The following is a 25,668-nucleotide window of genomic DNA, read 5'->3' as shown; positions in this document are numbered from 1 at the left end:
AAGGAACTTGTGATGACGTGCTTAGTAAAAGGAATTAAAGAAAACCCGGCGATTTTTGTAAAAGACGCTAACAGTTTAGAAACAAACCAAAGTCTCCAAACTGATTCCTGGGAACAATCAGAAAACGCAGAAGCTATTGATACTTGTAATGAATTTACAAGTAGAGCAGGGCTGTTTTCAGAGGGGCGTGGCGTGCTTTAACAGGCCTGTAAGGAATTTAAGGCGCAGAATTCTGCGCCTTATTTTTCGCGGTTATTTAGCTGACCAGTTTACTGACGATGGTCGCCACATGTTTGCCCTGATGTACGGCAATGCGCAGCTCTTCTGCGCTCGGCTGGCGCGAGCCGTCGCCACCGGCGATGGTGGTGGCACCGTAAGGCGTACCGCCGCGAACCTGAGAAATATCGAACAGTTCAGGTGTGGTGTAACCGATTGGAACGATAATCATGCCGTGGTGGGCGAGGGTGGTCCAGGTTGACGTAATGGTCATTTCCTGACCGCCGCCGGTGCCGGTTGAGCTGAATACACTGGCGACTTTGCCTGCCAGTGCGCCTTTGGCCCACAGGCCGCCGGTCTGATCAAGGAAAGTGCGCATCTGGCCAGTCATGTTACCGAATCGGGTCGGTGTGCCGAAGATGATGGCATCGTAATCAGCGAGTTCTGCGGGGGAAGCGATTTCTGCCGTCTGACCGGTTTTACCACCGGCAGCCTTAAAGGCTTCTTCAGGCATGGTTTCAGGGACGCGTTTTATTGTGACTTCAACACCTGGAACGCTGCGTGCCCCTTCTGCAACACTTTGCGCCATCGTTTCAATATGACCATACATGGAATGATAGAGAACCAGTACTTTTGCCATCTTTAACTCCTGTTGAGGTGATGTTTTTACCGTATCCTGCCCGGTTTTAGAGCCGGTAATACGGGCGAAAAATTCGCTTAAAAATCCCACGTTTACTCCTGCGCCTGTAAGGCGTTAGTCATGAGCAAGAGAGTCCATCGTCCGCGCATCAGCACTGAGTTACAAACGCAAATTTTTGAACAGACTCATCAATTAATTAGGGCAAAGGTGCAGAGAAGGTGGGTTTCGCACCTCTATATACTAGAACAGAAGTGCGGGACTGGCGGGAGAGAAGGGCAGGAGATATAAAAACGTAGTCAGAGTGCATTATTCTCTTTCTTTTTCCCAACTGACCAGAATTGAGATTTCATCAGGTTGCGCGATGAATTTACTGAGTGTGGCAGTATGACCGTCTTTCATCATGACCGATACCGCGACGCCGGTCACCCCGTCGGTCAGCGGGGTTTCCTCGACGCGCTGTAACATTTTCAGGCAGGTATATTGCTGCCCCGGTGGCAGATGTCTGAACTGATCGGTGTGGTGCTTTTTCATATCGGCGTCCTTCCATAAATTTGCCCGTCACGCATCAGAACCAGCTTGTGCGTGCGCTTGTAATAAATCGCTGTGAAAACGCCTTTGCGATAGACCTGAGCATCTGCGTTATCTTCATCAAGATATGCGGCGGTCCCTTCGATATATCCCTGTTTATCCGCAGGAAAGATTTTGACGTCGATACCTTTAATGCGCGCATGCACGATCTTTTTAGCGGCCTGGGCATATTGCGTGGAGGCATTTTCCATTGCCTGCTTAAGGGCAACACTCTGAATGGCGGTCTGACGATTTTGTTCAGCCATATAACAGGTATCTTTGGAGACGCCCTGTGACTGGCAGTCAGCCATTCTTGAAGCCTGAGTAGAGCAACCGGAAAGCAGGATAATGGCTGCAAAAACGATAAATTTTTTCATTGAGATTTACCTGAAAGGGAAGAACGGGGGACGGAGCCCCCGGAACGATTTACCAGCCAACGCTCACGCCAGTGCCATAACCAAAGTTACTTTGCGTGTCGTCGGAGACTGACATTTTGACAATGGTGGGTCTGCTGGCATGGAATGAAGCGCCAATGGACAGGGCGTTTTGCGAATCATAACCGCCGACACCGGCACCCACCGCGAACTGTTGGGATTCCTGCACCTGAGGGATATTGGCCTGCGCCATAGCGGAAGCCGATCCGGCAGCGGCTTCTTTTTTGTTGTCATCAACCTCAGATTTTAACGCGGAGAATTTTGAGTTGGTGTAGTCCTGAGACTTCTGCAACACCTGAGCATCTGCGGCAGCACGGCTGTGAGATTCAGAGAGAATTTCGGCGTGATTTTGTTCAGCTTCGGCATTCAGGGCAGTGATCTGTTGGTCGTAATAGCTTGAACGAACCCTTATATCTTGTGAATAGGGGGAGGAGCCGGGCTGCGATGTAATCCCCTGTTTTTTGGGAATAACAGGATTCTGCCGCTCTGTCGTGTTAACACTAACGGGATTCCCGGTAGGGTCATTTTTGGCCGGAGTGATCAGCACAGGATTCCCGGTAGGGTCATTTTTGACCGGAGTAATCAGTACAGGATTCCCGGTAGGGTCATTTTTGGCCGGAGTGATCAGTACAGGATTCCCGGTAGGGTCATTTTTAGGCGGAGTGATCAGCACAGGGTTCCCGGTAGGGTCATTTATAACAACGCCATCTTTAGCGGGTTCTGCGGGGGTTAAAGTAATTAACGGCACGGTTTCTGTTTTTATTGGCTCAGCCATCGAAATTTGGTCTACCGGAACTGTCGAGGTTCCGTTGTAGTAAGTATTGTTCAACAGGTAGTCGTGTACCTGCTGGAAACTGGTGGCGCTTTCAATTCCCTGTTTTATGTAATTTGGGTAACTCTGATGCGCAGAAAGATACTGATTAACTGCATCCGTTTCTTGCGATGTGAAGGCCGCACTGGCTGATTGTATGAAAGTTACAGAACTAACCATCAGTAACGACCCTGCAAGCATCCTGCAAAACGTAGCAGCAGAGATTCCAAATGGCTTCGTGAGGATCTTATTCTCGCGATTAACTTTGCGATTTGCAGCGGCGCTATGTTGAATTCGTTCTGAAACTTGTGCAGTCATTTGTTTTTTCCGATATTGAAATAAGTATCTGTTAGCGACAAATAAGAAGCATTATCAGAACGCTCTTTCTGTCTCTTTACGAAAATCATACATGCGGTGAATGTGACTTGCTTCACGCATTCAACGAACGTTTGACTTATGTCAAGAAACGTAAAGTTATAGCGCTACATGAATTTGTTTCACTTAGCTTGTTTGTTTGTAGCTAGCAGACACTAATCTTTGTGTCAGTGACACTGAAAATCAGTAATTTTCGTAGCGAATAGCGACGGGATGGAATCTCTATGAGATTCCTGTACAATGAGCAGGGTTATATAAATTGGAGATAAGTTTATGGCAGATAACGCAAATGAGTTCCTGGACTATGTCCGGAGGCTGGATATCGACCAGCCCGCGTTGTGTATCCTGTTGGGACTGCCTCGCAGCACGTTAAATAAGTGGATCAACGGCACTGTGACGCAGATCCCACAAGTGGCGGTAACGGCAGTCAGAATGCTGTGGTTTATGCGTAAGAGTGATGAAGCACTGTTTGAAAAGTGGGCAATGGTGCAGGATTTTGGCGTCACCGCCGATTATGCGGTCAATGATAAGGCGCAGGAGTTTTTGCATACCATCAGGCGCGAGCCGAGTGCGCCAATCAAAAAGTTACTGATGAAATAATGGCGCTGGCAGGGTTTTATACAGCGTCCACACGACAATAAAAAAGGCGGCTAACCTGACGGGTTAATCGCCTTTTTTACCTTCAGGGCAGGGTGAATGGCTCAGACAACGACGTCGAAAATCATCTTCACCGGTTCGATATTGGTAAAGTTCGGTACGTCCGCAATGAAATCCGCAGCATTGTCTTTCATGCCTTTTTCAAAATCTTCCATTGAGTTGCAATAGATATGGCAGGCGGCGATGAATGGCGACTCAGCCGGAGCGCCCTCAGGCATTTTATCAATAGCGTAAGAATGGCAAAACTCGCCCATGCGGCGTTTGATCAGCGGTAAATGCACATCACGATAATAATCATGATCAAAGGTTCCGTTTTCGATATTTGGATACAGCACACTGTATTTAATCATTTTATGACTCGTCTTTTCCCGGATAAAAATCAATTTTAGCCTACCGGCTAAGAATACACCGCGCCATTTGTGCCCGATGTTATTTATCTGAAAAATCATTCATCTGCATACATGTACTATGCTTAATAGATTGATATTTAGTATGGGATAGACATGGGATTTTTAGGTTGGACAGCGGCGGTCGGAGGACTGCTATTGATTATGTCACTCGCATCGGGGTGGATTTCCCGCGGTCCGGTGACGACGTTTGGTTTATATCTGGCCGCAGGGATCGTCTGCGGTCCCTGGGTTTTGGATTTACTGCATATCGATCTGGTGGCGTATTCCACCCTCACCGCACATTTCACTGAAATCGCCATGGCGGCGTCATTATTTATTACCGGACTGAAACTCCGGTTGCCCTTTCGCGCACAAAGCTGGCGCGTCGGTGTGTTACTGGCTTTTCCTGCCATGTTACTGACCGTCCTGTGCGTCGCGGCTATTGCCCATTACATTACAGGTATTTCATGGCCACTGGCTCTTGCGTTGGGTGCCATCATTGCGCCGACGGATCCGGTGCTGGCCAGCATGATTGCAGTGAATGATGCCAATGATGATGACGGACTCAGGGTTGCGCTTTCCAGCGAGGCGGGGATGAATGATGGCTCCGCGCTGCCCATCCTGATGCTGGCGCTGATGTTGTTTACCGCGCATGAAGGATTATCTTCACAAGAATTGTGGCACTGGGCATGGCGCGATGTGGTCTGGGCATTGCTCGGCGGGCTGGCAATTGGCTTCGCGATGGGGAAACTGGTCGGGCTAAGTGCGACGCGTTTTCACAGCCGTCAGCGTACGGTCGCACCGAGTGATTTTCTGGCGTTGTCACTGATTGCGCTCAGTTATGCGGCCGCACAGTCTCTTGATGCTTCCGGTTTCCTTGCGGCCTTTGCCGCCGGTGTCGGGTTGCGCAGCGCGGAAGTGCGCGTGGTCTCTTTGCATCCGCCGGAGGATCTGACGGACGGTTCTCGCCCGCCACCTGCTGAAGGCATGGTCAATCCACACCAGCGTCATTCGATGCAAGCTGAAATGCCGCGCAATTCGATCGGACTGATGGTGGGTGATGCACTGTCATTTGGCGATACCATTGAGCGGATTTTTGCCGCCGGGATTGTCATGGTGCTCGGGATAACGCTGTCGGAACACTGGGAGCCGATGGGGCTGTTGATCGCTGCGCTGCTGTTTATCGTCATCCGTCCTCTGGCTGTTTATATCACGACAATAGGCGTACACGTGCCCAAGGGCAGGCGGCTGATGATTGGCTGGTTTGGTATTCGCGGTATCGGCAGTATGAACTATATCGCTTACGCCTGGACGCACGGATTGCATGGCGCGGACGCCAACTATATGACCAACATCGCGTTCACGGTGATTGTCACCAGCGTGGTGATCCACGGCATAACCGTATCACCGGTGCTGCACTGGCGGCAGGCAAGGCAGGAAGCAGCACAGGAAGAGCGGGAGGCACGGGAAAAAAGCCAGGAAGAAAAGGCATAAAAAACGGACGCTCAGGGCGTCCGTTTCTGTTTCTGGCGTTGCGGTCAGGCAATCTGTTTTTTACTGAGGCTGAGCATAAACAACACCGCAGCGCACAGCACGACAGAAGGGCCAGCAGGCGTATCATAGAATGCAGAGAACGTCAGGCCGCCGGTCACCGCAATGATGCCAACCGCCACCGCGACGCAGGCCATTTGCTCAGGCGTTTTAGCGAAGCGTCGCGCTGTCGCGGCGGGGATAATCAGCAACGAGGTGATGATCAGCGCGCCGACGAACTTCATCGCCAGACCGATCGTCAGCGCTGTTACCAGCATCAGGACGATACGTGTGCGTTGCAGTTTTACGCCATCAACATGAGCAAGTTCCGGACTGATGGTCATGGAAAGCAATGCCCGCCATTGCCAGCACAGCACCGCAATCACCACCGTCACGCCAGCACCAATCATCCAGATGTCGCTGTAGGTCACTGACAGCAAATCACCAAACAAATACGCCATCAGATCCACACGTACGCCGGACATCAGGCTGACCACCACCAGACCGAGTGACAGGGCGCTGTGCGCCATAATTCCGAGCAGGGTATCGACGGCCAGATGCGGTTTACGCTCGAGCACCACCAGTAACACGGCCAGCAATAACGTGACGGCGATAACGGTATAGAAAGGATTTACATTAAGCAGCAAGCCAAACGCTACGCCGAGCAGAGAGGCGTGGGCCAGCGTATCGCCAAAATAGGACATGCGGCGCCAGACGACAAACGAGCCCAGCGGACCGGCGGCAATCGCCAGCAATACACCCGCCAGCCAGCCGGGTAATAACAGCGCGATCATGCGTCACGACCTCCGGTGTTGCGCAAAATTATCTTTCCCTTTAAATCATGACGATGGTTGTGGTTGTGACGGTAAATCGCCAGTTGCTCGGCGCCACGGTTACCGAACATCGCAATAAATTCCGGATGCGTAGAGACCACTTCCGGCGAGCCGGAACAGCAGATGTGCTGGTTCAGGCACAGCACTTCGTCCGTTTTCGCCATCACCAGATGCAAGTCATGCGACACCATCAGCACCGCGCACCCCAATTCGCAGCGCAGGCTGTCGATCAGGTTGTACAGCGCCAGTTGTCCGTTGACGTCAACACCTTGCGTCGGTTCATCGAGCACCAGTAACTGCGGGCTGTTCATTAACGCACGTGCCAGTAAAACACGCTGATTTTCGCCGCCGGAGAGTTTTTGCATCGGTTGATCCAGCAGGTGCGCAGCCTGTACGCGTTTGAGCGCGGGCAGAATATCGCTTTTCTTCACACCGGGTTTCAGTCGCATAAAGCGGCTGACGGTCAGCGGCATGGTGGGATCAAGATGAATTTTTTGCGGAACATAGCCGATACGTAAACCGGGTTCGCAAGTCATCGTGCCTTCTGTCGGCGCAATCAGGCCAAGCACAACGCGCACTAATGTGGATTTCCCTGCGCCATTCGGGCCGAGAAGGGTCAGAATTTTCCCCGGTTGCAGGCTTAGCGAGATGTTGGACAACACGCGTCGCGAACCGAAAGTCACTGAAATATTTTGGAGCGTAGCTAATGTGGGCATGTCATAGGGTCTTGCAGAACAAATCGGATGTTATAATATTGCGTTTCGCTAAAAATAACCAGTTTTCCCCCAACCTGAAGATGAGTTCACTCAGCATGATACAGAAAAAAAGCGTTAAACGGATGTTTCTGGCAGCCGCAATATTGAGTTCAGGCGCGGTTTTCAGCACGCAGGCCGTGGTTCTGGCTTCCGTACGCCCGCTGGGTTTTATCGCGTCAGCCATTGCCGATGGCGTTATGCCGACGGAAGTGTTGCTGCCGGACGGCACATCTCCACATGATTTCGCCTTACGCCCTTCGGATATTGCACGCATGCGTAGCGCCGATCTGGTGGTGTGGGTGGGGCCGGAAATGGAAGCTTTCATGACCAAATCTGCGGCGCAGTTGTCGCCGAACCGTCAGGTGGCCATCGCGACGTTACCGGCAGTGAAACCGCTGCTGATTAAGGGCAGTGATGATGACGAACATGAGGCTGATCATGACCATGATCACGATGACGCTGATCATCATCATGGCGAATACAATATGCATGTCTGGCTGTCGCCGGAAATTGCCCGCGAGGCTGCTATTGTGATCCATAACAAGCTCGTAGCGCTGGTTCCGCAAAAAAAGCAACAATTAGATGCAAATTTATCTCATTTTGAAGACACCTTGACAAAAGCTGACAAAAACCTTGGTAGTATTCTGCAACCTGTTCAGGGTAAGGGATATTTTGTTTTTCACGATGCCTATGGCTACTTTGAAAAACACTTCGGCCTTTCGCCACTTGGTCACTTTACGATCAATCCCGAAATTCAACCCGGTGCACAGCGATTACATCTCATTCGAACACAGTTGGTTGAGCAAAAAGCGACCTGCGTTTTTGCTGAGCCACAATTCAGGCCGGCCGTCATAACGGCTGTTGCCCAGGGAACAAAAGTGCGTATGGGCACATTGGATCCTCTGGGGAGCAGCATTGCACTGGGTGCGGACAGCTATGTGAACTTTTTGTCACAGCTGACGAACCAGTACCTGAGCTGCCTGAAGTAAGCTAAAAGGACAGAATTTAAGTGCAGCTGATAGCCCGATCTATCGCTCTGGCGTATAGCAACCTTCCACGGCCCCATCGCATTATGCTGGGGTCTCTTACCGTCGTCACACTGGCTGTGGCCGTATGGAAACCGTTAGCTTACCACCCGGACAATGACCTTTCTGATACCCGACCGCTGGTTAAAAATATCACACTTGATAATCAGCAACTGCGTTCACTGCTTCCTGAAGCCAGCGAACCCATCGACCAGTCTCCCCCCGCTGATGATGACATTCCGCAAGATGATCTTGACGATAAAACTGTCAATGAAGCGGGCGTGCATGAGTATGTGGTTTCTACCGGTGATACCCTCAGCAGCATTCTGAATCAGTACGGCATTGATATGTCGGAAATTGCTGCGCTTTCTGACGCCAACCGTGATTTACGTAACCTGAAAATCGGCCAGCAGATTTCCTGGACACTTAACGATGCCGGGGATTTACAGCGTCTGACGTGGGAAAAATCACGTCGCGAAACCTATACCTTTGACCGTTCCGGCAATACCTTCAAATCGTCTCTGGAAACCCTGAAAGGGGAATGGAAAGACTCCGTATTGAAAGGGACGCTGAACGGCAGTTTTGTCACCAGTGCCAAAGCGGCAGGGCTGAGCAGCGCTGAAGTCAGTGCTGTCATTAAGGCGCTGCAATGGCAACTCGATTTCCGTAAATTGAAGAAAGGCGACGACTTTGCGGTACTGATGTCCAACGAAGTGCTGGACGGTAAGAACGAGCAAAGTGAATTGCAGGCAGTGCGTATGCGCACTGGCGGTAAAGACTACTATGCCGTGCGCGCCGAAGACGGTAAGTTCTATGACCGTACCGGCAGCGGGCTGGCGAAAGGTTTCCTGCGCTTCCCGACGGGCAAACAGTACCGCGTTTCGTCTAACTTCAATCCGCGTCGTCTGAACCCGGTGACCGGGCGTATTGCGCCGCACCGTGGCGTCGATTTCGCCGTTCCTGTCGGTACGCCTGTGCTGGCGGTGGGTGATGGCGAAGTGGTTGTTGCCAAGAACGGCGGCGCTGCGGGTAACTATGTGGCCATTCGTCATGGTCGTCAGTACATGACCCGTTATATGCATCTGCGTAAACTGTTGGTGAAACCCGGTCAGAAAGTGAAACGGGGGGATCGCATCGCGCTTTCCGGCAATACTGGTCGCTCAACCGGCCCGCATCTGCACTTTGAAATGTGGATTAACCAGCTGGCTGTGAATCCGCTGACGGCTAAACTGCCGCGCACCGAAGGGCTGACAGGTAAAGATCGCAGTACTTACCTGGCCACCGTTCGTCAGGTTGTTCCTCAACTGAAGCTGGACTGACCTTCAGGATCCCCTTTTGCGCTTCTTAATGTTGTGAGGCAGTGATTTATTGCAAAATAAATCACTGCACTTATCATTAAGGCAGAATTTGTCATAAGAGCCTGAGCATGCAGCCAGAAAAAGAAAAACGATCTACCGTAGAATTTATTCCGCAGTTTCAGAAAGCCTTCTATTATCCGCGTTACTGGGGCGTCTGGCTGGGCGTCGGAGCGATGGCCGCAATGGCGTATCTGCCCGCAAAGGTTCGTGACCCTATATTAGGCAGTCTTGGCCGTCTGGCCGGAAAGTTTGCGAAAGGCGCACGTCGTCGTGCGCAAATTAATCTGCTGTACTGCCTGCCGGAAACCTCTGAAGCGGAGCGTGAACATATCATCGATGAAATGTTTGCCACCGCGCCACAATCCATGGTGATGATGGCTGAACTGGCGATCCGTGACCCCAAAAAAGTCATGCAGCGCGTTCACTGGCACGGCAAGGAAATTGTCGATCAGATGCATGCCGAAGGTAAAAATGTGATTTTTCTGGTGCCACACGGATGGGCTGTGGATATTCCGGCGATGCTGATGGCCGCTGACGGACATCCGATGGCCGCCATGTTCCATAATCAGAAAAACCCGCTGACCGATTATCTGTGGAATACCGTTCGCCGTCGTTTTGGTGGCCGGATGCATGCGCGTAATGATGGCATCAAACCGTTTATCAGTTCGGTGCGTCAGGGATACTGGGGCTACTATCTGCCGGATCAGGATCACGGTGCTGAGCACAGCGAGTTCGTCGATTTCTTCGCGACCTACAAGGCGACATTGCCTGCGGTAGGACGCCTGATGAAAGTGTGCCGTGCGTCGATCATACCGTTGTTTCCGGTGTATAACGGCCACGAACAACGTCTCGATATTTATGTGCGCCCGCCAATGGATGATCTGGCAACTGCCGATGATAACCGCATTGCGCGCCGGATGAATGAGGAAGTGGAAGTGCTGGTCGGGCCGAATCCGGAACAGTACACCTGGATCCTCAAGTTGCTTAAAACCCGCAAACCGGGTGAGCCTGAGCCCTATTCACGCAAAGAGCTTTATCCCAAAAAGTAACGGTAAAAAGATTTGAAAAAGCTGAGGCTCACACCTCAGCTTTTTTTTATGTTTTTTCAGGGACACGCTTGAGAAACACGGCAATCAGCAATGTGCCGGTGACACCGGAAATCATGCCTGCCAGCATAAAAATGCCGTTACCCAGTGCGAAATATAACTGCTTTGCCACTTCTATACCCGCCGCAAAAACCACAATGGTAAGCAGCCCAAGTGCAGCGGCGACCGTGCCTTTACCGGTCGGGCTGGAAAACAGTGTCAGGCGGTAAAGCCCGGCATTTACCAGTCCCGAGCCCAGCGCATAGAGGCTCAGCCCGCCAATCATCCAGCCCCAGGCATGTACCATAAACAGCGCGGCATAGGCACTGACTGCCAGACCGAGAACTATCGGCGCGATACCGAGCCAGACAGGCGTGCGGATATTCACTTTGCCACTGAGTTTGCTGAGCGTGATGTTACCGATAATCAATCCGGTAAATACCGGCACTTGCCACCATCCGTACTGTAACGGCGTCATTCCGCCATCCTGAATCAGTAATACCGGCGACTGCGCCACCCACGCCAGCAACGGCAGGGTGATCAACCCGATAGACAGCGAACCAAGCACCACGCCTTTGTTGGTGAAAACTTCGCGGTAATCGGTCAGTAGCCTGCGCATTGAAAAACGCTCCCCGCGACCGCTGGCGGTTTCCGGCATACTGCGCCACAGCCCCCAGAATGAGAATGCAGAGACCAGTGAGAATAACGCAAACATGGCTTTCCATGGTGCGTAATGAATAAACGCCGCGCCAGCCAGCGGTCCGAGCAGGGGAGCGATTAACGTGATGTTCGCCATCAGCGCCATCAGTTTAACGCTCATTGTTTCACTGAACGCTTCCTGAATGGCGGCATAACCTACCGCGCCGATAAAGCACAGGCTCATTCCCTGTAAAAAACGCATCAGAATGAACTGTTCAATGTTTCGGGTGAAAACCGTCAGCAGACAGGTGACGGTGAAAAAGGCCACGCCTGTCAGCAGCACCGGCCTGCGGCCAAGGCGGTCGGAAAGCGGCCCGAGCAACCATTGCAGCAAAATACCGCCGCACAAATAAGCGGTTAGCGAGGTTGAAACCCAGTCGGCACTTGCGCTGAAATCACTGATCACCTGCAGCATACCCGGCTGGATCATATCGTGGGCAATATAGGTGGCGAACTCGAATAGCACCAGTGACAGCGGGAACAGCCACTGGCGGAAATTCAGCCGCGAAGCGGGTTCGGAAACGGACGACATAACCTTAATTCTCCGGGTCTTAAAATCGAAAAAGCGCGGCCTGTGAAAGCCGCGCTACTATTCATGGCATTAAAGCTTCATCAGATTAAACCGGGTTTTCAGTAGCGGTTAGCATAGGCCGCAATCGGGTTTTCCAGCGTGCCGGCGAATTTCAGGTTCTGCGCCGGATCTGACAGGTTGATCATCTGCTGGTTATTCGCCAGTTGCAGACGGTTCAGGCATGAGTGCGTAAACTCGGCGCCAAACATGTCATAGCGGGCAAATTTCTCCGACAGTTCCGGATACTGAATCTGATAGTCGCGTACCACTTCGGCCACCACCTGCCAGAACTGCCCGGCAGGATAATTGCCATGTTCTTCCAGAATACGGGCGATAAAGCGGAATACCCCGGCAAAGACGTCAGTGAAAATCGACAAAATTTTAAGATTTTCCGGTACGTCCACCGCCAGACGTTTGGCTTTTTCCGGCAGGCTGGCGTCGGGGTTCATCACCGCAATTTCCTCGGCGATATCCTTCATGAAAGCATTAACCGGAATATTGTTTTCGAACCGCAGGATCAGGTTTTCGCCATGCGGCATAAACACCAGGTCGTACTGATAAAAGCAGTGCAGCAGCGGGCTGAGATAGGCGTGCATGTAGCGTTTAAGCCAGTCGCCGGTGGCCAGACCGGATGATTTGATCATCTCGACAATCAGCGCATCGCCGTGTTTATCGGTGTGCAGCAGGGCGGCCATGGTCATCAGACGCTGATTTGGCTGCAACAAGGCGACCGGGTTTTCGCGCCACAACGCCGCAAACATTTTCTTGTACGGGCTGTCGCCTTTGATGGCTTGCTCGAAATAGTGATTGTGGTAACCGAGTGACGCCACTTCCTGCAAAATGCTGAAACCGGTGGATTGCAGATACGCATCGTTTTCGACCAGATCCGCCAGCCATTCATTAATGCCCGGAGTGGTCGCCATATAGTAAGGTGAAAGCCCGCGCATAAAACCCATGTTCAGGATCGACAGCGCCGTTTTAACGTAACGTCCTTTCGGACGGCTGGCATTGTAGAAGGTGCGGATTGACTGTTGTGCCAGATAGTTATCATCACCTTCACCGAGATAAATCAGAAACTGACGGGCGATATCCGGTGCGAAGACGGTCAGTAATTTGTTCTGCCACTGCCACGGATGTACCGGCATGAAGTAGTAGTTTTTCGGGTCGACACCTTTATCAACCAGCTTTTGCGTGAAAGCACAAATCTGCGCTTCACCCAGTTCTTCCGCGATCAGTTTTTCATACGGTAAACCTTCGACACTGGCGAAATGTGCTTTGTCATGATGAACCGCCACCCAGACCAGTTGCAGTGGATTGGCCGCTTCCGGCGCGTAACGGACATAATCACCAGCATCAAAACCGATACGGCCGTTGTTGGCGATAAAGCTCGGATGGCCTTCGGTCATGCTGGTTTCGACGGTCTGGAAATCGGCCTGCGACAGTTGTTTTGCTGTGGTGTGATTGTTTGCCAGTTTGTAGGCACTGCTGTAAAGCGTGCTGCTGATTTCTTCCAGATAGGTCGGCAGCATGGCCTGGGAAATACCAATTTGCTCCGCGAATTCAATGATAAATTTAACCGCGTCCAGCGGCTGCGGGATAAAATTATCCAGGCGCTGAATGCTGTCGAGATCAATCATCCAGTCATTCAGAGGCAACTGGTGGGCACGGAAGCGATATTCTATTTCCGAGGCCGGTACTGCCAGCTGATAGTCAGTCCAGGTGCCGGTCGTTTTCAACGACTGCGGCGCGAGCAGACGTTCATGGGTCAGTTCCGCCAGGCATTTACGCAGCAGCAGGGCATTCGCTTTTGCCCAGATTTCCGGTTGCAGGTGCTCACCGGTTTGCAGATTTGCAGGAGTCATGGTGTGTTTTTCCTTCTGGCTTGCCTGAAAAAAATCTTCACGCTGGCAAAATGCCAGCCATGCAGTTTTATGTGTCAGTTGAATTTGTTTCTGATAGCGGAAACCGGCGCGCTTATTCAGCTTGTGAATCTTTTCGTTACGAACATCCGGCTCGACCACTACGCGGCGGACTTCGGGCTGGCTGAACAGGTATTCCATCACGGCCGAGAACACCTGCCAGCTGAAGCCTGACACCGGTTTTTCAGCCGGTGACAGCAGAATATGCATGCCCATATCGCCGGGCTGGACGTCGTAATATTCATGCAACGGGTCATCCTGAACCGGATAGCATTCGATGAGAAATTGCGGCTGACCGTCTATTTCGCCCATCAGCGCCGCCAGCGGTTTACCGTGAGTCAGGTTGCGATAGAAGCTGTCGACTTCTGCGAGGGTACTGTTCTGCATTCCCCAGAAATGTGCGTAGGGCTGCGTCATCCAGTCATGTAAAACGGCGGCATCTTTCTCCAGCGCCAGCGGGCGTAAAGACAGTTTTCCTGCGTCGCGCTGGCAGGAGAATACGGCGGTTGAAATGGCATCAGACATGGGTAAATTCTCCGTTAGTTTGCGCCAGGGATGCGGGACCCAAAGGTCTGGAAGGCGATGGATTTCTCCAGCGGATACACTTCAGTGCCGAGCATCTCGCGGATTATGGTGCTGTTGCGATAGCACGCCATGCCCAGATCCGGAGTGACGAAGCCGTGCGTATGCAGCTCGGCGTTTTGTACGAAAATCTGGTTGTGCGCATCGATGCTGTAATTGCGCCTGACGGCGTAACGGCCCGCGTCATCCCACTGAATACGGTTGTAAATGCCTTCAACAAACTGCGGTGGCTGATAGCCGTAACCCGTTGCGAGGATCACGGATTCCGTGCGGTGTCGGTATTCCTGTTGTTGTTCGTGGTGGAGCAGGGTCATTTCCAGTTCGCCGCTGCGGCTGCGGGTCAGTGCTTTCAGTTCCGAATGTGTATACAAATCGACATTCAGCGGTCCGTCGAGACGTTTGACGTACATCAGATCATAAATGTCGTTGATCAGACTGATGTTAATGCCCTTATACAGGCATTTTTGTTCACGATTGAGCTGATCGCGCTTGCTCATTGGCAGCGCGTGGAAATAATCGATGTATTCCGGTGAGGTCATTTCCAGCGTCAGTTTGCTGTATTCCAGCGGGTAGAAACGCGGGGCGCGGGTCACCCAGGTCAGGTGGTAATCGTGCTTATCGATATCAGAGAGCAGGTCATAGTAAATTTCTGCGGCACTCTGGCCGCTGCCGACCACGGTAATGGATTTCGAATTCTGTACCTGTTCTTTGTTCGGCAAATAGGCCGAAGAATGATGCACGTTCCTGCCGGCATCCCGCGCACAGGCGGGTATCCACGGCGACGGTCCTGTGCCGAGAACCAGCCTTTTGGTGCGGTAGATCTGCTTTTCGCCGCTTTTGGTTGAGCGCGTTTCAACCAGATAGCATTCCTGCACGGCATCCCAGGTGACCAGTTCCACGCGCGTGGAGAATTGCAGGCTGGTCAGTTGGCTGCATGCCCACTGGCAATACTGATTGAACTCTTTACGCATCATGAAGAAGTCTTCACGGATGTAGAACGAGTAAAGTTTTCCCTGTAATTTCAGGTAATTCAGGAAGCTGTAAGGGCTGGTCGGATCGGCGAGAGTTACCAGATCTGCCATGAACGGCGTCTGTAAATGCGCGCTTTCCAGCATCATACCGGTGTGCCAGTCGAAGCTGTCATTCTGGTCTAAAAACAGACCGTTCAGCTCTTTCACCGGTTCAGTCAGACAGGCCAGCCCGAGGTTAAACGGGCCGATGCCCACGGCGATGAAATCATACGTTTGGTCGTTTGAATGGATATTCATGGTGCGGCTCCTTTTACCGGTTTTTCGCGGCGCTCAGCGCGCTGGCAGTCAGTTCTTTGCCGTAATGCGTGATCAGGCTGAGCACATCGGCAACGTCTTCCCTGGTGGTGGTGGGGTTCAGTAAAGTGAATTTCAGATACTGACGCTGATGCACTTTGGTACCGGCGATAACGGCGCTGCCGTCGCGGAAAATGGCCTTGCGGATCCCGGCATTGATTTCGTCAATCTGTTCATGACTCATGGAGATACGCGGCACAAAACGGAATACCAGCGTGCTCAGTTCCGGTTTATGCAGCACTTCGATATTCGGATTTTGTTCCATCATCTGATGCGTTTCTGTTGCGCGTGCCAGCAGCACATCGAACGATTCTCCCAGTGCTTGTTGACCCATAATGCGCAACGTCAGCCACATTTTGAGGGCATCAAAACGTTTGGTGGTCTGGATACTTTTGTTCACCAGATTTGGCGTGCCTTCCAGTTTCGCACTCAGCGGATTCAGGTATTCAGCGTGGTGCGTGACGTGCTCCAGATGGCTGTGATCGTTAACCAGGAATGCGCTGCAGCTCACCGGCTGGAAGAAGGATTTGTGATAATCCACGGTAACGGAATCGGCCAGATGGATCCCTTCAATGCGCTGGCGATGCTGAGGTGAAACCAGCAAACCGCAGCCGTACGCGGCATCAGCATGCATCCAGATTTTTTCCTGGCGGCAGATTTCAGCGATGTCATTCAGCGGGTCAATGCTGCCAAAGTCAGTCGTACCGGCGGTTGCCACGACCGCAATTGGAATCAACCCTTCAGTGTGGCAGCGCTCAATTTCCTGACGGAGCGCAGCAATATCCATACGGAAAGCGCTGTCGCAGGCGACTGGCACCACGGCGTCATAACCCAGGCCGAGCAGGGCAGCGGATTTCTGAATACTGAAATGGCTGACCTGTGAACTGAAAATACGCCAGCGGTTGGCTTCCGGCGGCAGCCCCTGGTACTTGATGCTGTGTTGCGGGCGGGTGCGTTTGCAATGACTGTCTCGTGCCAGCAGCATTGCCATCAGATTAGACTGCGTACCGCCGCTGGTGAAAATACCATCTGACTGTGCGCCAAAACCGATCCGGGCGAGTGTCCAGTCAATAACTTTTTGCTCGATGAGTGTGCCGCCTGCGCTCTGATCCCAGGTATCCACAGAGGAGTTGATGGCGCTGATAAACAGTTCCGCCAGTTGGGAAGGTACTACGGTCGGACAGTTGAGATGCGCGAGGTATTTCGGATGGTGGAAATAGACCGCGTGCTGAAGATATAAATCATCCAGTTCTTCCAGCGCCAGCCGCGTTCCGTCTAAAGGTTTGGTCAGGTCAATATGGCGAAATTGCTCGGCTAATTCAGCCGGAGAAACGCCGGAAAAAGGTTTCTCAGTATGGTTAATATGGGTTTTAATTAATTCGAGGCCTTGCTCAATCAGGGTCTGCCATTCAGAAGTGCTGTTCTGGTTAAAAATATAACCTTTATTTTTGCTTATATTCGCCTGAGTGATTGTCAGGTCTTGAGTGCCGGATTGCATTAATTCCCAGTTATTTATCTGGCTCATTCTGGATCCTTTTGGTTAGTCCTTTTCATCCTCAGCAGGCGTGGGGCGGCCACCCGGATAAAGTCAGGATTTAGCAGTGAACGTAAGCATCAGCAGGCAGGGCTGATGGCCATGCCTGTAAAGTGTATGGTTAAATATTTTATGTTATAAAAAATAAACAGTGATATGTCTTGTTTGGATTCCTTAGTGCGGACTTATACAAGGTTTTAACGATTGAGAATCATTATAAATGCAAATCATTATCATTCAACAACGACATTGAACATTTGCCCATAACAGAACTTTTTGATTGTTTAATGTGATGTATGTCACATAAATTTCTGAAGGATAAGTTCGGAGTACACATTCCTATGAGATGAATCTGTATTTGTTATACGTTTGCTGACTTAAAAGAAGGGTTGTCTTGCGATAAAAAGTTATATTTAAGCGCAATGTTTGTAGGTGTAATGAATTTTCATCACGCAATGTTTTATGCAGTGAACCTGATTATTTCAAACGAATGGCAAAATAATGATCAAATTAAGACTGTTCACTGACCAGCAGGAGGGGGTAATAGATTCAGGGGCAGGCCGAAAATAAAAAAGGCCGATCACGATGATCGGCCATATGTTTATATCTTATTACATTTCACCATTATTCTACACGCAGTATGCGGCTGGTATTGGTGGTACCGACGGTACTCATGACATCACCCTGGGTGATGATCACCAGATCGCCTGACAAAAGATAACCTTTATCACGCAGTAAGTTCACGGCATCCTGTGCGCCCGCTACGCCGTCATTTGCGCTGTCGAAGAAGACAGGGGTAACGCCGCGGTAAATCGCGGTCAGATTCAGTGTGTGTTCGTGGCGCGACATGGCAAAGATCGGCAGGCCGGAGCTGATACGTGACAACATCAGCGCGGTACGCCCGGACTCGGTCATGGAAATGATCGCCGTGACCCCTTTCAGGTGGTTTGCCGCGTACATGGCGGACATTGCAATGGCTTCTTCGATGTTATCGAATTCCACGTCCAGGCGGTGTTTGGAAACGTTAATGCTTGGGATTTTTTCTGCGCCCAGACATACGCGCGCCATGGCTGCCACAGTTTCAGCAGGATATTGACCCGCAGCCGTTTCCGCTGACAGCATGACCGCATCTGTGCCATCGAGCACGGCGTTCGCTACGTCCATCACTTCTGCACGGGTTGGCATCGGGTTAGTGATCATCGATTCCATCATCTGGGTCGCAGTGATCACCGCGCGGTTCAGCTGACGTGCACGACGAATCAGTTTTTTCTGGATACCCACCAGCTCAGGGTCGCCGATTTCAACGCCCAGGTCACCGCGGGCCACCATCACGACATCGGATGCCAGAATGATGTCATCCATTGCTTCATCTGACGCCACCGCTTCAGCGCGCTCGACTTTAGACACGATTTGCGCATTACAGCCTGCATCGCGTGCCAGACGGCGCGCGTAGTTAAGATCTTCGCCGGTGCGTGGGAATGAAACTGCCAGATAATCTACGTCCATTTTGGCCGCAGTAATAATGTCTGCTTTATCTTTCTCAGTCAGCGCTTCGGCAGAAAGACCTCCGCCCAGCTTATTGATGCCTTTATTGTTAGACAGCGGGCCGCCCACGGTCACTTCCGTGAACACTTTCATGCCCTGAACTTCGAGCACTTTCAGCTGCACACGGCCGTCATCAAGTAACAAAATATCACCCGGCACCACATCAGCAGGGAGACCTTTATAGTCGATGCCGACTTTTTCTTTATCGCCTTCACCCTTGCTCATGTTGGCATCGAGCAGGAATTTGTCACCGATATTGAGGAAAACTTTACCTTCCTTGAAGGTCGATACACGGATTTTCGGACCTTGCAGATCGCCAAGAATCGCGACGTGGCGGCCGAGACGCGCGGCTATTTCACGCACTTTGTTCGCGCGAAGAATGTGATCTTCAGCGGTTCCGTGGGAGAAATTCATACGCACAACGTTCGCACCAGCAGCAATGATCTTCTCAAGATTATTGTCGCGGTCAGTTGCAGGGCCGAGCGTGGTAACAATCTTCGTTCTTCTGAGCCTTCTGGACATGCCTAACTCCGTTAACTGATGAAACATGGTAATGCAAAAAAACAGCGAGCCCACATTGGGTTTAGGTGTAATTGTAATACAAAAGGGTTTCACCTGTGTGACCCGCTGACCTCATGTCTGACATTTACCCTGCGCACTTTGCGCGTAGATTTCCCGCCAGACTCCCTATTAAATCAATGATGATTTGTTCATATATTCTATGAATGGTTTGATGTGCCGACTCGCATGACGAGCTTACTCCGGCAGGTTAGGGACGACCATTCCCTTATCAAAGCGCGATTCTTTCAACGCTTCTTTGACCCGCTTCAGGTTATCTCTGAATTTTGCACCACGACGCAGCGTAAACCCGGTAGCCAGCACATCAATCAACGTCAACTGAGCGATTCGAGAAACCATCGGCATATAAACGTCGGTATCTTCCGGAACATCCAGTAACAGAGCCAGCGTGGCCTCATGCGCCAGTGGCGTATTAAAGGACGTGATGGCAATGACCGTAGCGTCGTTTTCGCGGGCAAGTTGCGCCAGCTCGACCAGGTTTTTGGTACGGCCGGTGTGGGAAATCAACACCACCACATCGCCTTCGCTGGAATTCATGCAACTCATGCGCTGCATGACGATGTCATCGAAATACACCACGGGAATGTTAAAGCGGAAGAATTTGTTCATGGCATCATGCGCCACTGCAGCCGATGCGCCCAGCCCAAAGAAAGAAATCTTTTTCGCCTGGGTGAGTAAATCGACTGCGCGGTTGATGGCAGCGATATCGAGAGTATTTTTCACCTGATCGAGGCTGGCCATAGCGGATTCAAAAATTTTGCTGGTGTAAGCGCTGACGCTGTCGCTTTCATCCACGTTACGGTTCACATAAGGTGTGCCGTTTGCCAGACTTTGTGCCAGATGTAATTTAAAATCTGGAAACCCTTTTGTGTCGAGGCGACGGCAAAAACGGTTTACAGTAGGTTCACTGACGTCCGCCATGCGGGCGAGAGTGGCAATACTGGAGTGGATTGCAATGTGTGGGGATGCCAGGATCACTTCGGCGACTTTGCGTTCTGACTTGCTCAGAATGTCAAGGTGGGTCTGGATTTTTTCCAACGTATTCATAAGCATGACACTCATAGGTTTCAACGATTTCTTTGAAAAGAGGAAATCGTGTTGATTTGATGAAAATATACTACGCGCTTAATGCTGTTGGCAGCGTCAGTCAGGCGAAAAAACGCTTTTTTTGTCAGAGTTTGACCGGGATCTAACTTTCAGTATGGTAAATTCTGTTCAGTTTTGTCATAAAATTACAGAATGTGGTGGGTTTTACTATCCGCTGAGACATTTATGATAAAAACAAGCTTTTCCGCAGAGTTATCCCCCTGTCAGAACATGGTTTACGGCTCACGGACAATCAGAGTACATTGTTGCTGAAATAAAATTACAATATGTACCCGAGATAATTCGAGTTGCGGCTCACGCACAGCAACCAGAAATATGTTAGGTATTCCTGCATTGAGGAGAAGAACATGGCGGTAACTCAGACAGCCCAGGCTTGTGATCTGGTAATTTTCGGTGCAAAGGGCGATCTTGCGCGCCGTAAGCTGTTGCCTTCCCTGTATCAGTTAGAGAAAGCGGGTCACATTCACCCGGACACCCGCATCATCGGTGTCGGACGTGCGGAATGGGACAAAGCGGCCTATACCGAAGTGGTCAAAGAAGCACTGACCACCTTCATGAAAGAAAAAATTGATCCGGAACTGTGGGATAAGCTCAGCGCCCGTCTTGATTTCTGTAACCTTGATGTCAACGATGTGAAGCATTTCAAAGTGCTGGGCAAAATGCTTGACCAGCAAAATCGCGCCACCATTAACTACTTTGCGATCGCGCCAGGCCACTTCGGTGCGATTTGCCGCGGTCTGGGCGAAGCAGGGCTGAACAAAGAACCTGCGCGCGTCGTGATGGAGAAACCACTGGGACACTCTCTGGAGTCTTCTCAGGTTATCAACGATCAAGTCGCGGAATACTTTGCTGAGTCCCAGGTTTACCGTATCGACCACTATCTGGGTAAAGAAACGGTACTGAATCTCCTGGCACTGCGTTTCGCTAACAATCTGTTTGCCAGCAACTGGGATAACCGCACCATTGATCATGTGCAGATCACGGTCGCTGAAGAAGTCGGTATCGAAGGCCGCTGGGGTTACTTTGATGACGCCGGTCAGATGCGCGACATGATCCAGAACCACTTGCTGCAAATTCTGACCATGATCGCCATGTCACCTCCGGCTGATCTGAGCACCGACCGTATCCGTGACGAAAAGGTGAAAGTGCTGCGCTCACTGCGTCGTATCGACCAGTCAAACGTGCGTGAAAACACCGTGCGCGGCCAGTACACAGCCGGTTTCGTACAGGGCAAAAAAGTCCCTGGCTATCTGGAAGAAGAAGGTGCGAAAAAAACCAGCAGCACCGAAACTTTCGTGTCTATTCGTGTGGATATCGACAACTGGCAGTGGGCGGGTGTGCCATTCTACCTGCGCACCGGTAAGCGTCTGCCGAGCAAATGTTCTGAGGTCGTGGTGTATTTTAAAAACCCGGCATTGAACCTGTTCCGTGATTCCTACCAGCAGTTGCCGCAGAACAAACTGACTATTCGTCTGCAACCGGACGAAGGTATCGAGATCGAAGTGCTGAACAAAGTGCCGGGTCTTGAGCACAAACACCGTCTGCAAACCACCAAGCTGGATCTGAGCTTTACTGAAACCTTCAATGAACAGCATATTGCCGATGCTTACGAGCGTCTGCTGCTGGAAACCATGCGTGGAATTCAGGCGCTGTTCGTCCGTCGTGACGAAGTGGAAGAAGCCTGGAAATGGGTCGACTCCATCATGAACGCATGGGCTGCGGAAAGCGAAGCACCAAAACCGTATCAGTCAGGGACGTGGGGGCCGGTGGCTTCCGTGGCGATGATCACCCGCGACGGCCGTTCCTGGAACGAGTTCGAGTAACGAATAATTTATTGAGTCATTACTCCCCAAAATAATTGGAGTTGCAGCAACGCCGCTGCGGCTTCAAGTATGACGGGGAGAGTAGTATCGTCCAATCGGGTGTGGTCGGTTACTGGCAGGGTTTAAATTCTGCTGGTCCCTGTGGCAGGGGCGCGCCATCAATCACAACGGTGCCTGCGGGCATGAATGGAGAACAAGATGAAAAACTGGAAAACACGCGCGGAACAAATTCTGACCTCAGGGCCGGTTGTTCCTGTGATTGTTATCAACAAACTGGAGCATGCGGTTCCGCTGGCTAAAGCGCTGGTTGCGGGTGGCGTCCGTGTGCTGGAAGTGACGTTGCGCACCCCATGCGCGATGGATGCGATCCGTGCCATTGCTCAAGAAGTGCCGGACGCTATCATTGGCGCAGGTACGGTACTCAATCCTGAGCAACTGGCTGAAGTGACCGAGGCGGGTGCCCAGTTTGCGATTAGCCCTGGCCTGACTGATGCTTTGCTGAAAGCAGCCAATGCCGGTTCTATTCCTTTAATCCCGGGGATTTGTACGGTATCCGAACTGATGATGGGTCTGGATGCTGGTCTGCGCGAATTTAAGTTCTTCCCGGCTGAGGCCAATGGCGGCGTGAAAGCGTTGCAGGCGATTGCCGGTCCGTTCCCGCAGGTGCGTTTCTGCCCGACTGGCGGAATTTCGCCAGCGAACTACCGTGATTACCTGGCGCTGAAAAGCGTGCTGTGTATCGGTGGTTCATGGCTGGTGCCAGCCGATGCGTTGGAAAGCGGTGATTACGCACGCATTACTGAGCTGGCGAAAGAAGCGGTCGCCGGTGCAAAGATCTAAAACAGCGACGTGCTGAAAATGAAAAACCTCCCGCGGGAGGTTTTTTTATGTCTGCTGATCAGTGCTTAGCGTGCGGCAATGATCTTGATTTCAATTTTGTATTTCGGATTCATCAGGTTAGCCTGAACCGTGCAGCGTTCCGGTGCATTGCCCGGTGATACCCAGGCATCCCAGGCTTCATTCATCGCCGGGAAATCTTCTTTATTGACCAGAAACAGTGTGGCATCGAGAATTTTGCTCTTATCCGAGCCCGCTTCCGTCAGCGCAGCATCGATAATGGCCAGCGTTTCTGCGGTCTGGTCTTTTGCATTCGCGTCCAGATTTTCCGGCACTGCCGTGTAATAAATGGTGTTGTTATGGATAACGATGTCGGACATCCGTGGCTCAGGTCGGATACGCTCGATGGTCATATTATGGCTCCAGTTAGTCACTTTTTTATGATGCCGCTAAGGGTATCACAAAGGATGAATACGTTGGATTGGCAGATGGCGGTGGTAGTCGGGGCGAGGGATTGGCATAATCACTGCTGATCCGTACAGGTAGAGAGACAGAGTGACAGACGATTTCGCAACAGACGGCGCACTGGCGCAGAAAATTGAAGGTTTTAAACCCCGTGAACCTCAGCGTCTGATGGCGCAGGCTGTCAGCAAAGCCATCAGCGGTAAGCAAGGGCTGGTGGTGGAAGCCGGTACTGGTACCGGTAAAACCTACGCTTATCTGGCACCGGCATTGCGCTCCGGCAAAAAAGTCATTATCTCCACCGGTTCGAAAAACTTACAGGATCAGCTTTATTCCCGCGATTTGCCCAAAGTTGCCAGCGCGCTGAATTTCAAGGGCCGTCTGGCGCTGCTGAAAGGGCGCTCAAACTATTTATGTCTGGAACGTCTGGAGCAGCAATCGCTCTCCGGCGGCGATCTTGCCAGCCAGGCGCTCAGCGAACTGGCGCATCTGCGTCACTGGTCGAGCAGCACGGAAGAGGGCGATATCAGCACCTGCACCGTGGTACCTGAAGACAGCTTTGTCTGGCCGCTGGTGACCAGTACCAACGACAACTGTCTGGGGAGTGACTGCCCGCTTTACAAAGAATGTTTCGTGGTAAAAGCCCGCCGTAAGGCGATGGACGCCGATGTGGTGGTGGTGAACCATCATCTGTTTATGGCGGACATGGTGGTGAAGGAGAGCGGCTTTGGTGAGCTGATCCCCGAAGCTGACGTGATGATTTTCGACGAAGCCCATCAGATCCCTGACATCGCCAGCCAGTATTTTGGCCAGCAGGTCACCAGCCGCCAGCTGCTTGATATGGCAAAAGACATTACTATTGCTTACCGCACGGAAGTCCGTGACTCTGTGCAGTTGCAGAAAAGCGCTGACCGGCTTAGCCAGAGCACGATGGATTTCCGTCTGGCGCTCGGCGAGCCCGGTTTTCGCGGCAATCTTCGCGATGTTCTCAGTCAGCCCGCCATTCAGCGTGCCTTACTGTTGCTCGATGACGCGCTGGAACTTTGCTACGACGTGGTTAAATTGTCCCTCGGCCGTTCTGCGTTGCTGGATGCGGCTTTCGAGCGCGCCACGCTTTACCGCAACCGTCTCAAACGCCTGAAAGACGTGTCGATCCCCGGTTACAGTTACTGGTACGAATGTAATTCACGCCATTTCGTCCTGGCGCTGACTCCCTTGTCGGTGACCGACAAATTCAGCGAGATGATGAAAGAAAAACCGGGGGCGTGGATTTTCACCTCGGCAACGCTTTCGGTGAACGATCAGCTGCATCATTTTACTGAGCGTCTGGGGCTGGATGAGGCAGAAACGTTGCTGCTGCCGAGCCCGTTCGATTACGCCAAACAGGCGCTGTTGTGCGTTCCGCGTTTTCTGCCTGAATCAAATGTGCAGGGCAGTTCGAAACAGCTGGCGCGTATGTTGCGCCCGCTTATCGAAGCTAATAAAGGCCGCTGTTTTTTCCTGTGTACGTCTCACAAAATGATGCGTGAACTGGCGGAAGAATTCAGGGCCAGCCTGACGCTGCCGGTTTTGTTGCAGGGCGAAACCAGCAAGGGCCAGTTGCTGGCGCAGTTTGTCGAAGCCGGTAACGCCTTACTGGTCGCCACCAGCAGTTTCTGGGAAGGGGTGGACGTGCGCGGTGACGCGCTGTCGTGCGTAATTATCGACAAACTGCCGTTCACGTCGCCTGATGATCCATTGCTCAAAGCCCGTATTGAGGATTGCCGTCTGCGCGGCGGAGATCCGTTCAATGACGTACAATTACCGGATGCTGTCATTACGCTTAAACAGGGTGTCGGACGTTTGATCCGTGATACGGATGATCGCGGGGTGATGGTGATTTGCGATAACAGGCTGGTAATGCGTCCGTATGGTGAAGTTTTTCTCAACAGCTTGCCGCCGACGCCACGCACGCGAGATCTGACGCAAGCGATCCGCTTTTTACAAAACGCTGAAGAGCAGAATTAGCCC

The 25,668-nt window shown here is 51.7% G+C and carries 23 protein-coding genes; 9 read left to right on the top strand and 14 right to left on the bottom strand.

Translation table 11 applies throughout. From position 1 onward, the window contains the following. The first annotated feature begins 12 nt into the window (after positions 1-12). Complete coding sequence (locus EX31_RS10725) at positions 13-201, top strand: type II toxin-antitoxin system CcdA family antitoxin (RefSeq protein WP_013575291.1); 189 nt, start codon at positions 13-15, stop codon at positions 199-201. 55 nt (positions 202-256) lie between these two features. Here the strand turns inward: EX31_RS10725 and wrbA are convergent, their stop codons facing one another. The 4 genes from wrbA to EX31_RS10705 all read right to left on the bottom strand — a co-directional run bounded on the left by wrbA (position 257) and on the right by EX31_RS10705 (position 2,986). Further along, complete coding sequence (gene wrbA, locus EX31_RS10720) at positions 257-856, bottom strand: NAD(P)H:quinone oxidoreductase (RefSeq protein WP_037034914.1); 600 nt, start codon at positions 854-856, stop codon at positions 257-259. Between the two features lie 306 nt (positions 857-1,162). Further along, on the bottom strand, positions 1,163-1,387 hold the full coding sequence (locus tag EX31_RS10715; RefSeq protein ID WP_013575298.1) for a hypothetical protein: 225 nt from the start codon (positions 1,385-1,387) through the stop codon (positions 1,163-1,165). Beyond that, a complete protein-coding gene (locus EX31_RS10710; protein WP_013575299.1) occupies positions 1,384-1,800 on the bottom strand; it encodes a hypothetical protein in 417 nt (138 codons plus the stop codon). The genes EX31_RS10715 and EX31_RS10710 overlap by 4 nt, the downstream gene beginning before the upstream one ends. A gap of 49 nt (positions 1,801-1,849) precedes the next feature. After that, a complete protein-coding gene (locus EX31_RS10705) occupies positions 1,850-2,986 on the bottom strand; it encodes a YadA C-terminal domain-containing protein (protein ID WP_037034708.1) in 1,137 nt (378 codons plus the stop codon). Positions 2,987-3,316: 330 nt separating this feature from the next. On the opposite strand from EX31_RS10705, the gene EX31_RS10700 reads away from it, so the two are divergent. Continuing rightward, positions 3,317-3,643: a hypothetical protein gene (locus tag EX31_RS10700; RefSeq protein ID WP_037034705.1), complete on the top strand. Its 327-nt coding sequence runs from the start codon at positions 3,317-3,319 to the stop codon at positions 3,641-3,643. A gap of 101 nt (positions 3,644-3,744) precedes the next feature. On the opposite strand, the gene EX31_RS10695 is transcribed toward EX31_RS10700, so the two are convergent. Further along, positions 3,745-4,050: an EthD family reductase gene (locus tag EX31_RS10695; RefSeq protein WP_037034703.1), complete on the bottom strand. Its 306-nt coding sequence runs from the start codon at positions 4,048-4,050 to the stop codon at positions 3,745-3,747. 153 nt (positions 4,051-4,203) lie between these two features. Between EX31_RS10695 and EX31_RS10690 the strand changes: the two genes are divergently transcribed. Then, complete coding sequence (locus EX31_RS10690; protein ID WP_037034700.1) at positions 4,204-5,583, top strand: cation:proton antiporter; 1,380 nt, start codon at positions 4,204-4,206, stop codon at positions 5,581-5,583. Positions 5,584-5,627: 44 nt separating this feature from the next. Here the strand turns inward: EX31_RS10690 and znuB are convergent, their stop codons facing one another. Together znuB and znuC are read right to left on the bottom strand one after the other, a co-directional pair. Beyond that, entirely contained in the window at positions 5,628-6,413 is a 786-nt protein-coding gene (gene znuB / locus EX31_RS10685; protein WP_013575304.1) for a zinc ABC transporter permease subunit ZnuB, read from the bottom strand. Then, positions 6,410-7,168, bottom strand: coding sequence for a zinc ABC transporter ATP-binding protein ZnuC (gene znuC / locus EX31_RS10680; RefSeq protein ID WP_013575305.1), 759 nt, complete (start codon positions 7,166-7,168; stop codon positions 6,410-6,412). The genes znuB and znuC overlap by 4 nt, the downstream gene beginning before the upstream one ends. Positions 7,169-7,263: 95 nt before the next feature. Here znuC and znuA point away from each other — a divergent pair, with 95 nt between their 5' ends. The 3 genes from znuA (at position 7,264) to lpxM (ending at position 10,639) form a co-directional block, all read left to right on the top strand. Then, positions 7,264-8,196: a zinc ABC transporter substrate-binding protein ZnuA gene (gene znuA / locus EX31_RS10675; protein ID WP_015689879.1), complete on the top strand. Its 933-nt coding sequence runs from the start codon at positions 7,264-7,266 to the stop codon at positions 8,194-8,196. A 20-nt stretch (positions 8,197-8,216) separates the two neighbouring features. Continuing rightward, positions 8,217-9,551 carry a murein DD-endopeptidase MepM gene (mepM, locus tag EX31_RS10670; RefSeq protein WP_013575307.1) on the top strand — a complete coding sequence of 445 codons (1,335 nt, stop codon included), beginning with the start codon at positions 8,217-8,219 and terminating at the stop codon, positions 9,549-9,551. Between the two features lie 107 nt (positions 9,552-9,658). After that, positions 9,659-10,639, top strand: a complete 981-nt coding sequence (gene lpxM / locus EX31_RS10665; protein ID WP_037034697.1) for a lauroyl-Kdo(2)-lipid IV(A) myristoyltransferase — start codon at positions 9,659-9,661, stop codon at positions 10,637-10,639. Positions 10,640-10,685: 46 nt separating this feature from the next. On the opposite strand, the gene EX31_RS10660 is transcribed toward lpxM, so the two are convergent. The 6 genes from EX31_RS10660 to EX31_RS10635 all read right to left on the bottom strand — a co-directional run bounded on the left by EX31_RS10660 (position 10,686) and on the right by EX31_RS10635 (position 20,476). After that, positions 10,686-11,906 (bottom strand): MFS transporter, encoded by a 1,221-nt coding sequence (locus tag EX31_RS10660; RefSeq protein ID WP_037034691.1) that lies wholly within the window; start codon positions 11,904-11,906, stop codon positions 10,686-10,688. 98 nt (positions 11,907-12,004) lie between these two features. Next, entirely contained in the window at positions 12,005-14,389 is a 2,385-nt protein-coding gene (locus EX31_RS10655; protein ID WP_037034689.1) for a GNAT family N-acetyltransferase, read from the bottom strand. 14 nt (positions 14,390-14,403) lie between these two features. Next, entirely contained in the window at positions 14,404-15,714 is a 1,311-nt protein-coding gene (locus EX31_RS10650; protein ID WP_037034688.1) for a lysine N(6)-hydroxylase/L-ornithine N(5)-oxygenase family protein, read from the bottom strand. Between the two features lie 13 nt (positions 15,715-15,727). After that, a complete protein-coding gene (locus tag EX31_RS10645; protein WP_037034687.1) occupies positions 15,728-17,296 on the bottom strand; it encodes a pyridoxal phosphate-dependent decarboxylase family protein in 1,569 nt (522 codons plus the stop codon). A gap of 633 nt (positions 17,297-17,929) precedes the next feature. After that, positions 17,930-19,372 (bottom strand): pyruvate kinase, encoded by a 1,443-nt coding sequence (gene pyk, locus EX31_RS10640; protein ID WP_013575313.1) that lies wholly within the window; start codon positions 19,370-19,372, stop codon positions 17,930-17,932. A gap of 234 nt (positions 19,373-19,606) precedes the next feature. Beyond that, positions 19,607-20,476 (bottom strand): MurR/RpiR family transcriptional regulator, encoded by an 870-nt coding sequence (locus EX31_RS10635; RefSeq protein ID WP_013575314.1) that lies wholly within the window; start codon positions 20,474-20,476, stop codon positions 19,607-19,609. Positions 20,477-20,883: 407 nt separating this feature from the next. On the opposite strand from EX31_RS10635, the gene zwf reads away from it, so the two are divergent. Both zwf and EX31_RS10625 read left to right on the top strand, forming a co-directional pair. Beyond that, the gene (gene zwf / locus EX31_RS10630) at positions 20,884-22,359 is read left to right on the top strand and encodes a glucose-6-phosphate dehydrogenase (RefSeq protein WP_013575315.1); all 1,476 of its coding nucleotides are present in this window, start codon (positions 20,884-20,886) and stop codon (positions 22,357-22,359) included. Between the two features lie 198 nt (positions 22,360-22,557). Then, complete coding sequence (locus tag EX31_RS10625) at positions 22,558-23,199, top strand: bifunctional 4-hydroxy-2-oxoglutarate aldolase/2-dehydro-3-deoxy-phosphogluconate aldolase (RefSeq protein ID WP_037034685.1); 642 nt, start codon at positions 22,558-22,560, stop codon at positions 23,197-23,199. A 65-nt stretch (positions 23,200-23,264) separates the two neighbouring features. On the opposite strand, the gene EX31_RS10620 is transcribed toward EX31_RS10625, so the two are convergent. Then, complete coding sequence (locus tag EX31_RS10620; protein WP_037034683.1) at positions 23,265-23,609, bottom strand: RidA family protein; 345 nt, start codon at positions 23,607-23,609, stop codon at positions 23,265-23,267. A gap of 142 nt (positions 23,610-23,751) precedes the next feature. Between EX31_RS10620 and EX31_RS10615 the strand changes: the two genes are divergently transcribed. Beyond that, the gene (locus EX31_RS10615) at positions 23,752-25,665 is read left to right on the top strand and encodes an ATP-dependent DNA helicase (RefSeq protein ID WP_037034682.1); all 1,914 of its coding nucleotides are present in this window, start codon (positions 23,752-23,754) and stop codon (positions 25,663-25,665) included. Positions 25,666-25,668 lie beyond the last annotated feature (3 nt).

Origin of the sequence: Rahnella sp. WP5 (assembly GCF_000745615.1) — a bacterium.
Lineage (GTDB): Bacteria > Pseudomonadota > Gammaproteobacteria > Enterobacterales > Enterobacteriaceae > Rahnella > Rahnella aceris.
The sequence above is the reverse complement of the archived record's forward strand: the minus strand, read 5'-3'. Positions and strand labels throughout refer to the sequence as shown.

Bases quoted from the DNA above. Each gene is read 5' to 3' on its own strand.
- EX31_RS10725 (WP_013575291.1), top strand. From the start codon at position 13: ATGACGTGCTTAGTAAAAGGAATTAAAGAAAACCCGGCGATTTTTGTA.
- wrbA (WP_037034914.1), bottom strand. From the start codon at position 856: ATGGCAAAAGTACTGGTTCTCTATCATTCCATGTATGGTCATATTGAA.
- EX31_RS10715 (WP_013575298.1), bottom strand. From the start codon at position 1,387: ATGAAAAAGCACCACACCGATCAGTTCAGACATCTGCCACCGGGGCAG.
- EX31_RS10710 (WP_013575299.1), bottom strand. From the start codon at position 1,800: ATGAAAAAATTTATCGTTTTTGCAGCCATTATCCTGCTTTCCGGTTGC.
- EX31_RS10705 (WP_037034708.1), bottom strand. From the start codon at position 2,986: ATGACTGCACAAGTTTCAGAACGAATTCAACATAGCGCCGCTGCAAAT.
- EX31_RS10700 (WP_037034705.1), top strand. From the start codon at position 3,317: ATGGCAGATAACGCAAATGAGTTCCTGGACTATGTCCGGAGGCTGGAT.
- EX31_RS10695 (WP_037034703.1), bottom strand. From the start codon at position 4,050: ATGATTAAATACAGTGTGCTGTATCCAAATATCGAAAACGGAACCTTT.
- EX31_RS10690 (WP_037034700.1), top strand. From the start codon at position 4,204: ATGGGATTTTTAGGTTGGACAGCGGCGGTCGGAGGACTGCTATTGATT.
- znuB (WP_013575304.1), bottom strand. From the start codon at position 6,413: ATGATCGCGCTGTTATTACCCGGCTGGCTGGCGGGTGTATTGCTGGCG.
- znuC (WP_013575305.1), bottom strand. From the start codon at position 7,168: ATGCCCACATTAGCTACGCTCCAAAATATTTCAGTGACTTTCGGTTCG.
- znuA (WP_015689879.1), top strand. From the start codon at position 7,264: ATGATACAGAAAAAAAGCGTTAAACGGATGTTTCTGGCAGCCGCAATA.
- lpxM (WP_037034697.1), top strand. From the start codon at position 9,659: ATGCAGCCAGAAAAAGAAAAACGATCTACCGTAGAATTTATTCCGCAG.
- EX31_RS10660 (WP_037034691.1), bottom strand. From the start codon at position 11,906: ATGTCGTCCGTTTCCGAACCCGCTTCGCGGCTGAATTTCCGCCAGTGG.
- EX31_RS10655 (WP_037034689.1), bottom strand. From the start codon at position 14,389: ATGTCTGATGCCATTTCAACCGCCGTATTCTCCTGCCAGCGCGACGCA.
- EX31_RS10650 (WP_037034688.1), bottom strand. From the start codon at position 15,714: ATGAATATCCATTCAAACGACCAAACGTATGATTTCATCGCCGTGGGC.
- EX31_RS10645 (WP_037034687.1), bottom strand. From the start codon at position 17,296: ATGAGCCAGATAAATAACTGGGAATTAATGCAATCCGGCACTCAAGAC.
- pyk (WP_013575313.1), bottom strand. From the start codon at position 19,372: ATGTCCAGAAGGCTCAGAAGAACGAAGATTGTTACCACGCTCGGCCCT.
- EX31_RS10635 (WP_013575314.1), bottom strand. From the start codon at position 20,476: ATGAATACGTTGGAAAAAATCCAGACCCACCTTGACATTCTGAGCAAG.
- zwf (WP_013575315.1), top strand. From the start codon at position 20,884: ATGGCGGTAACTCAGACAGCCCAGGCTTGTGATCTGGTAATTTTCGGT.
- EX31_RS10625 (WP_037034685.1), top strand. From the start codon at position 22,558: ATGAAAAACTGGAAAACACGCGCGGAACAAATTCTGACCTCAGGGCCG.
- EX31_RS10620 (WP_037034683.1), bottom strand. From the start codon at position 23,609: ATGACCATCGAGCGTATCCGACCTGAGCCACGGATGTCCGACATCGTT.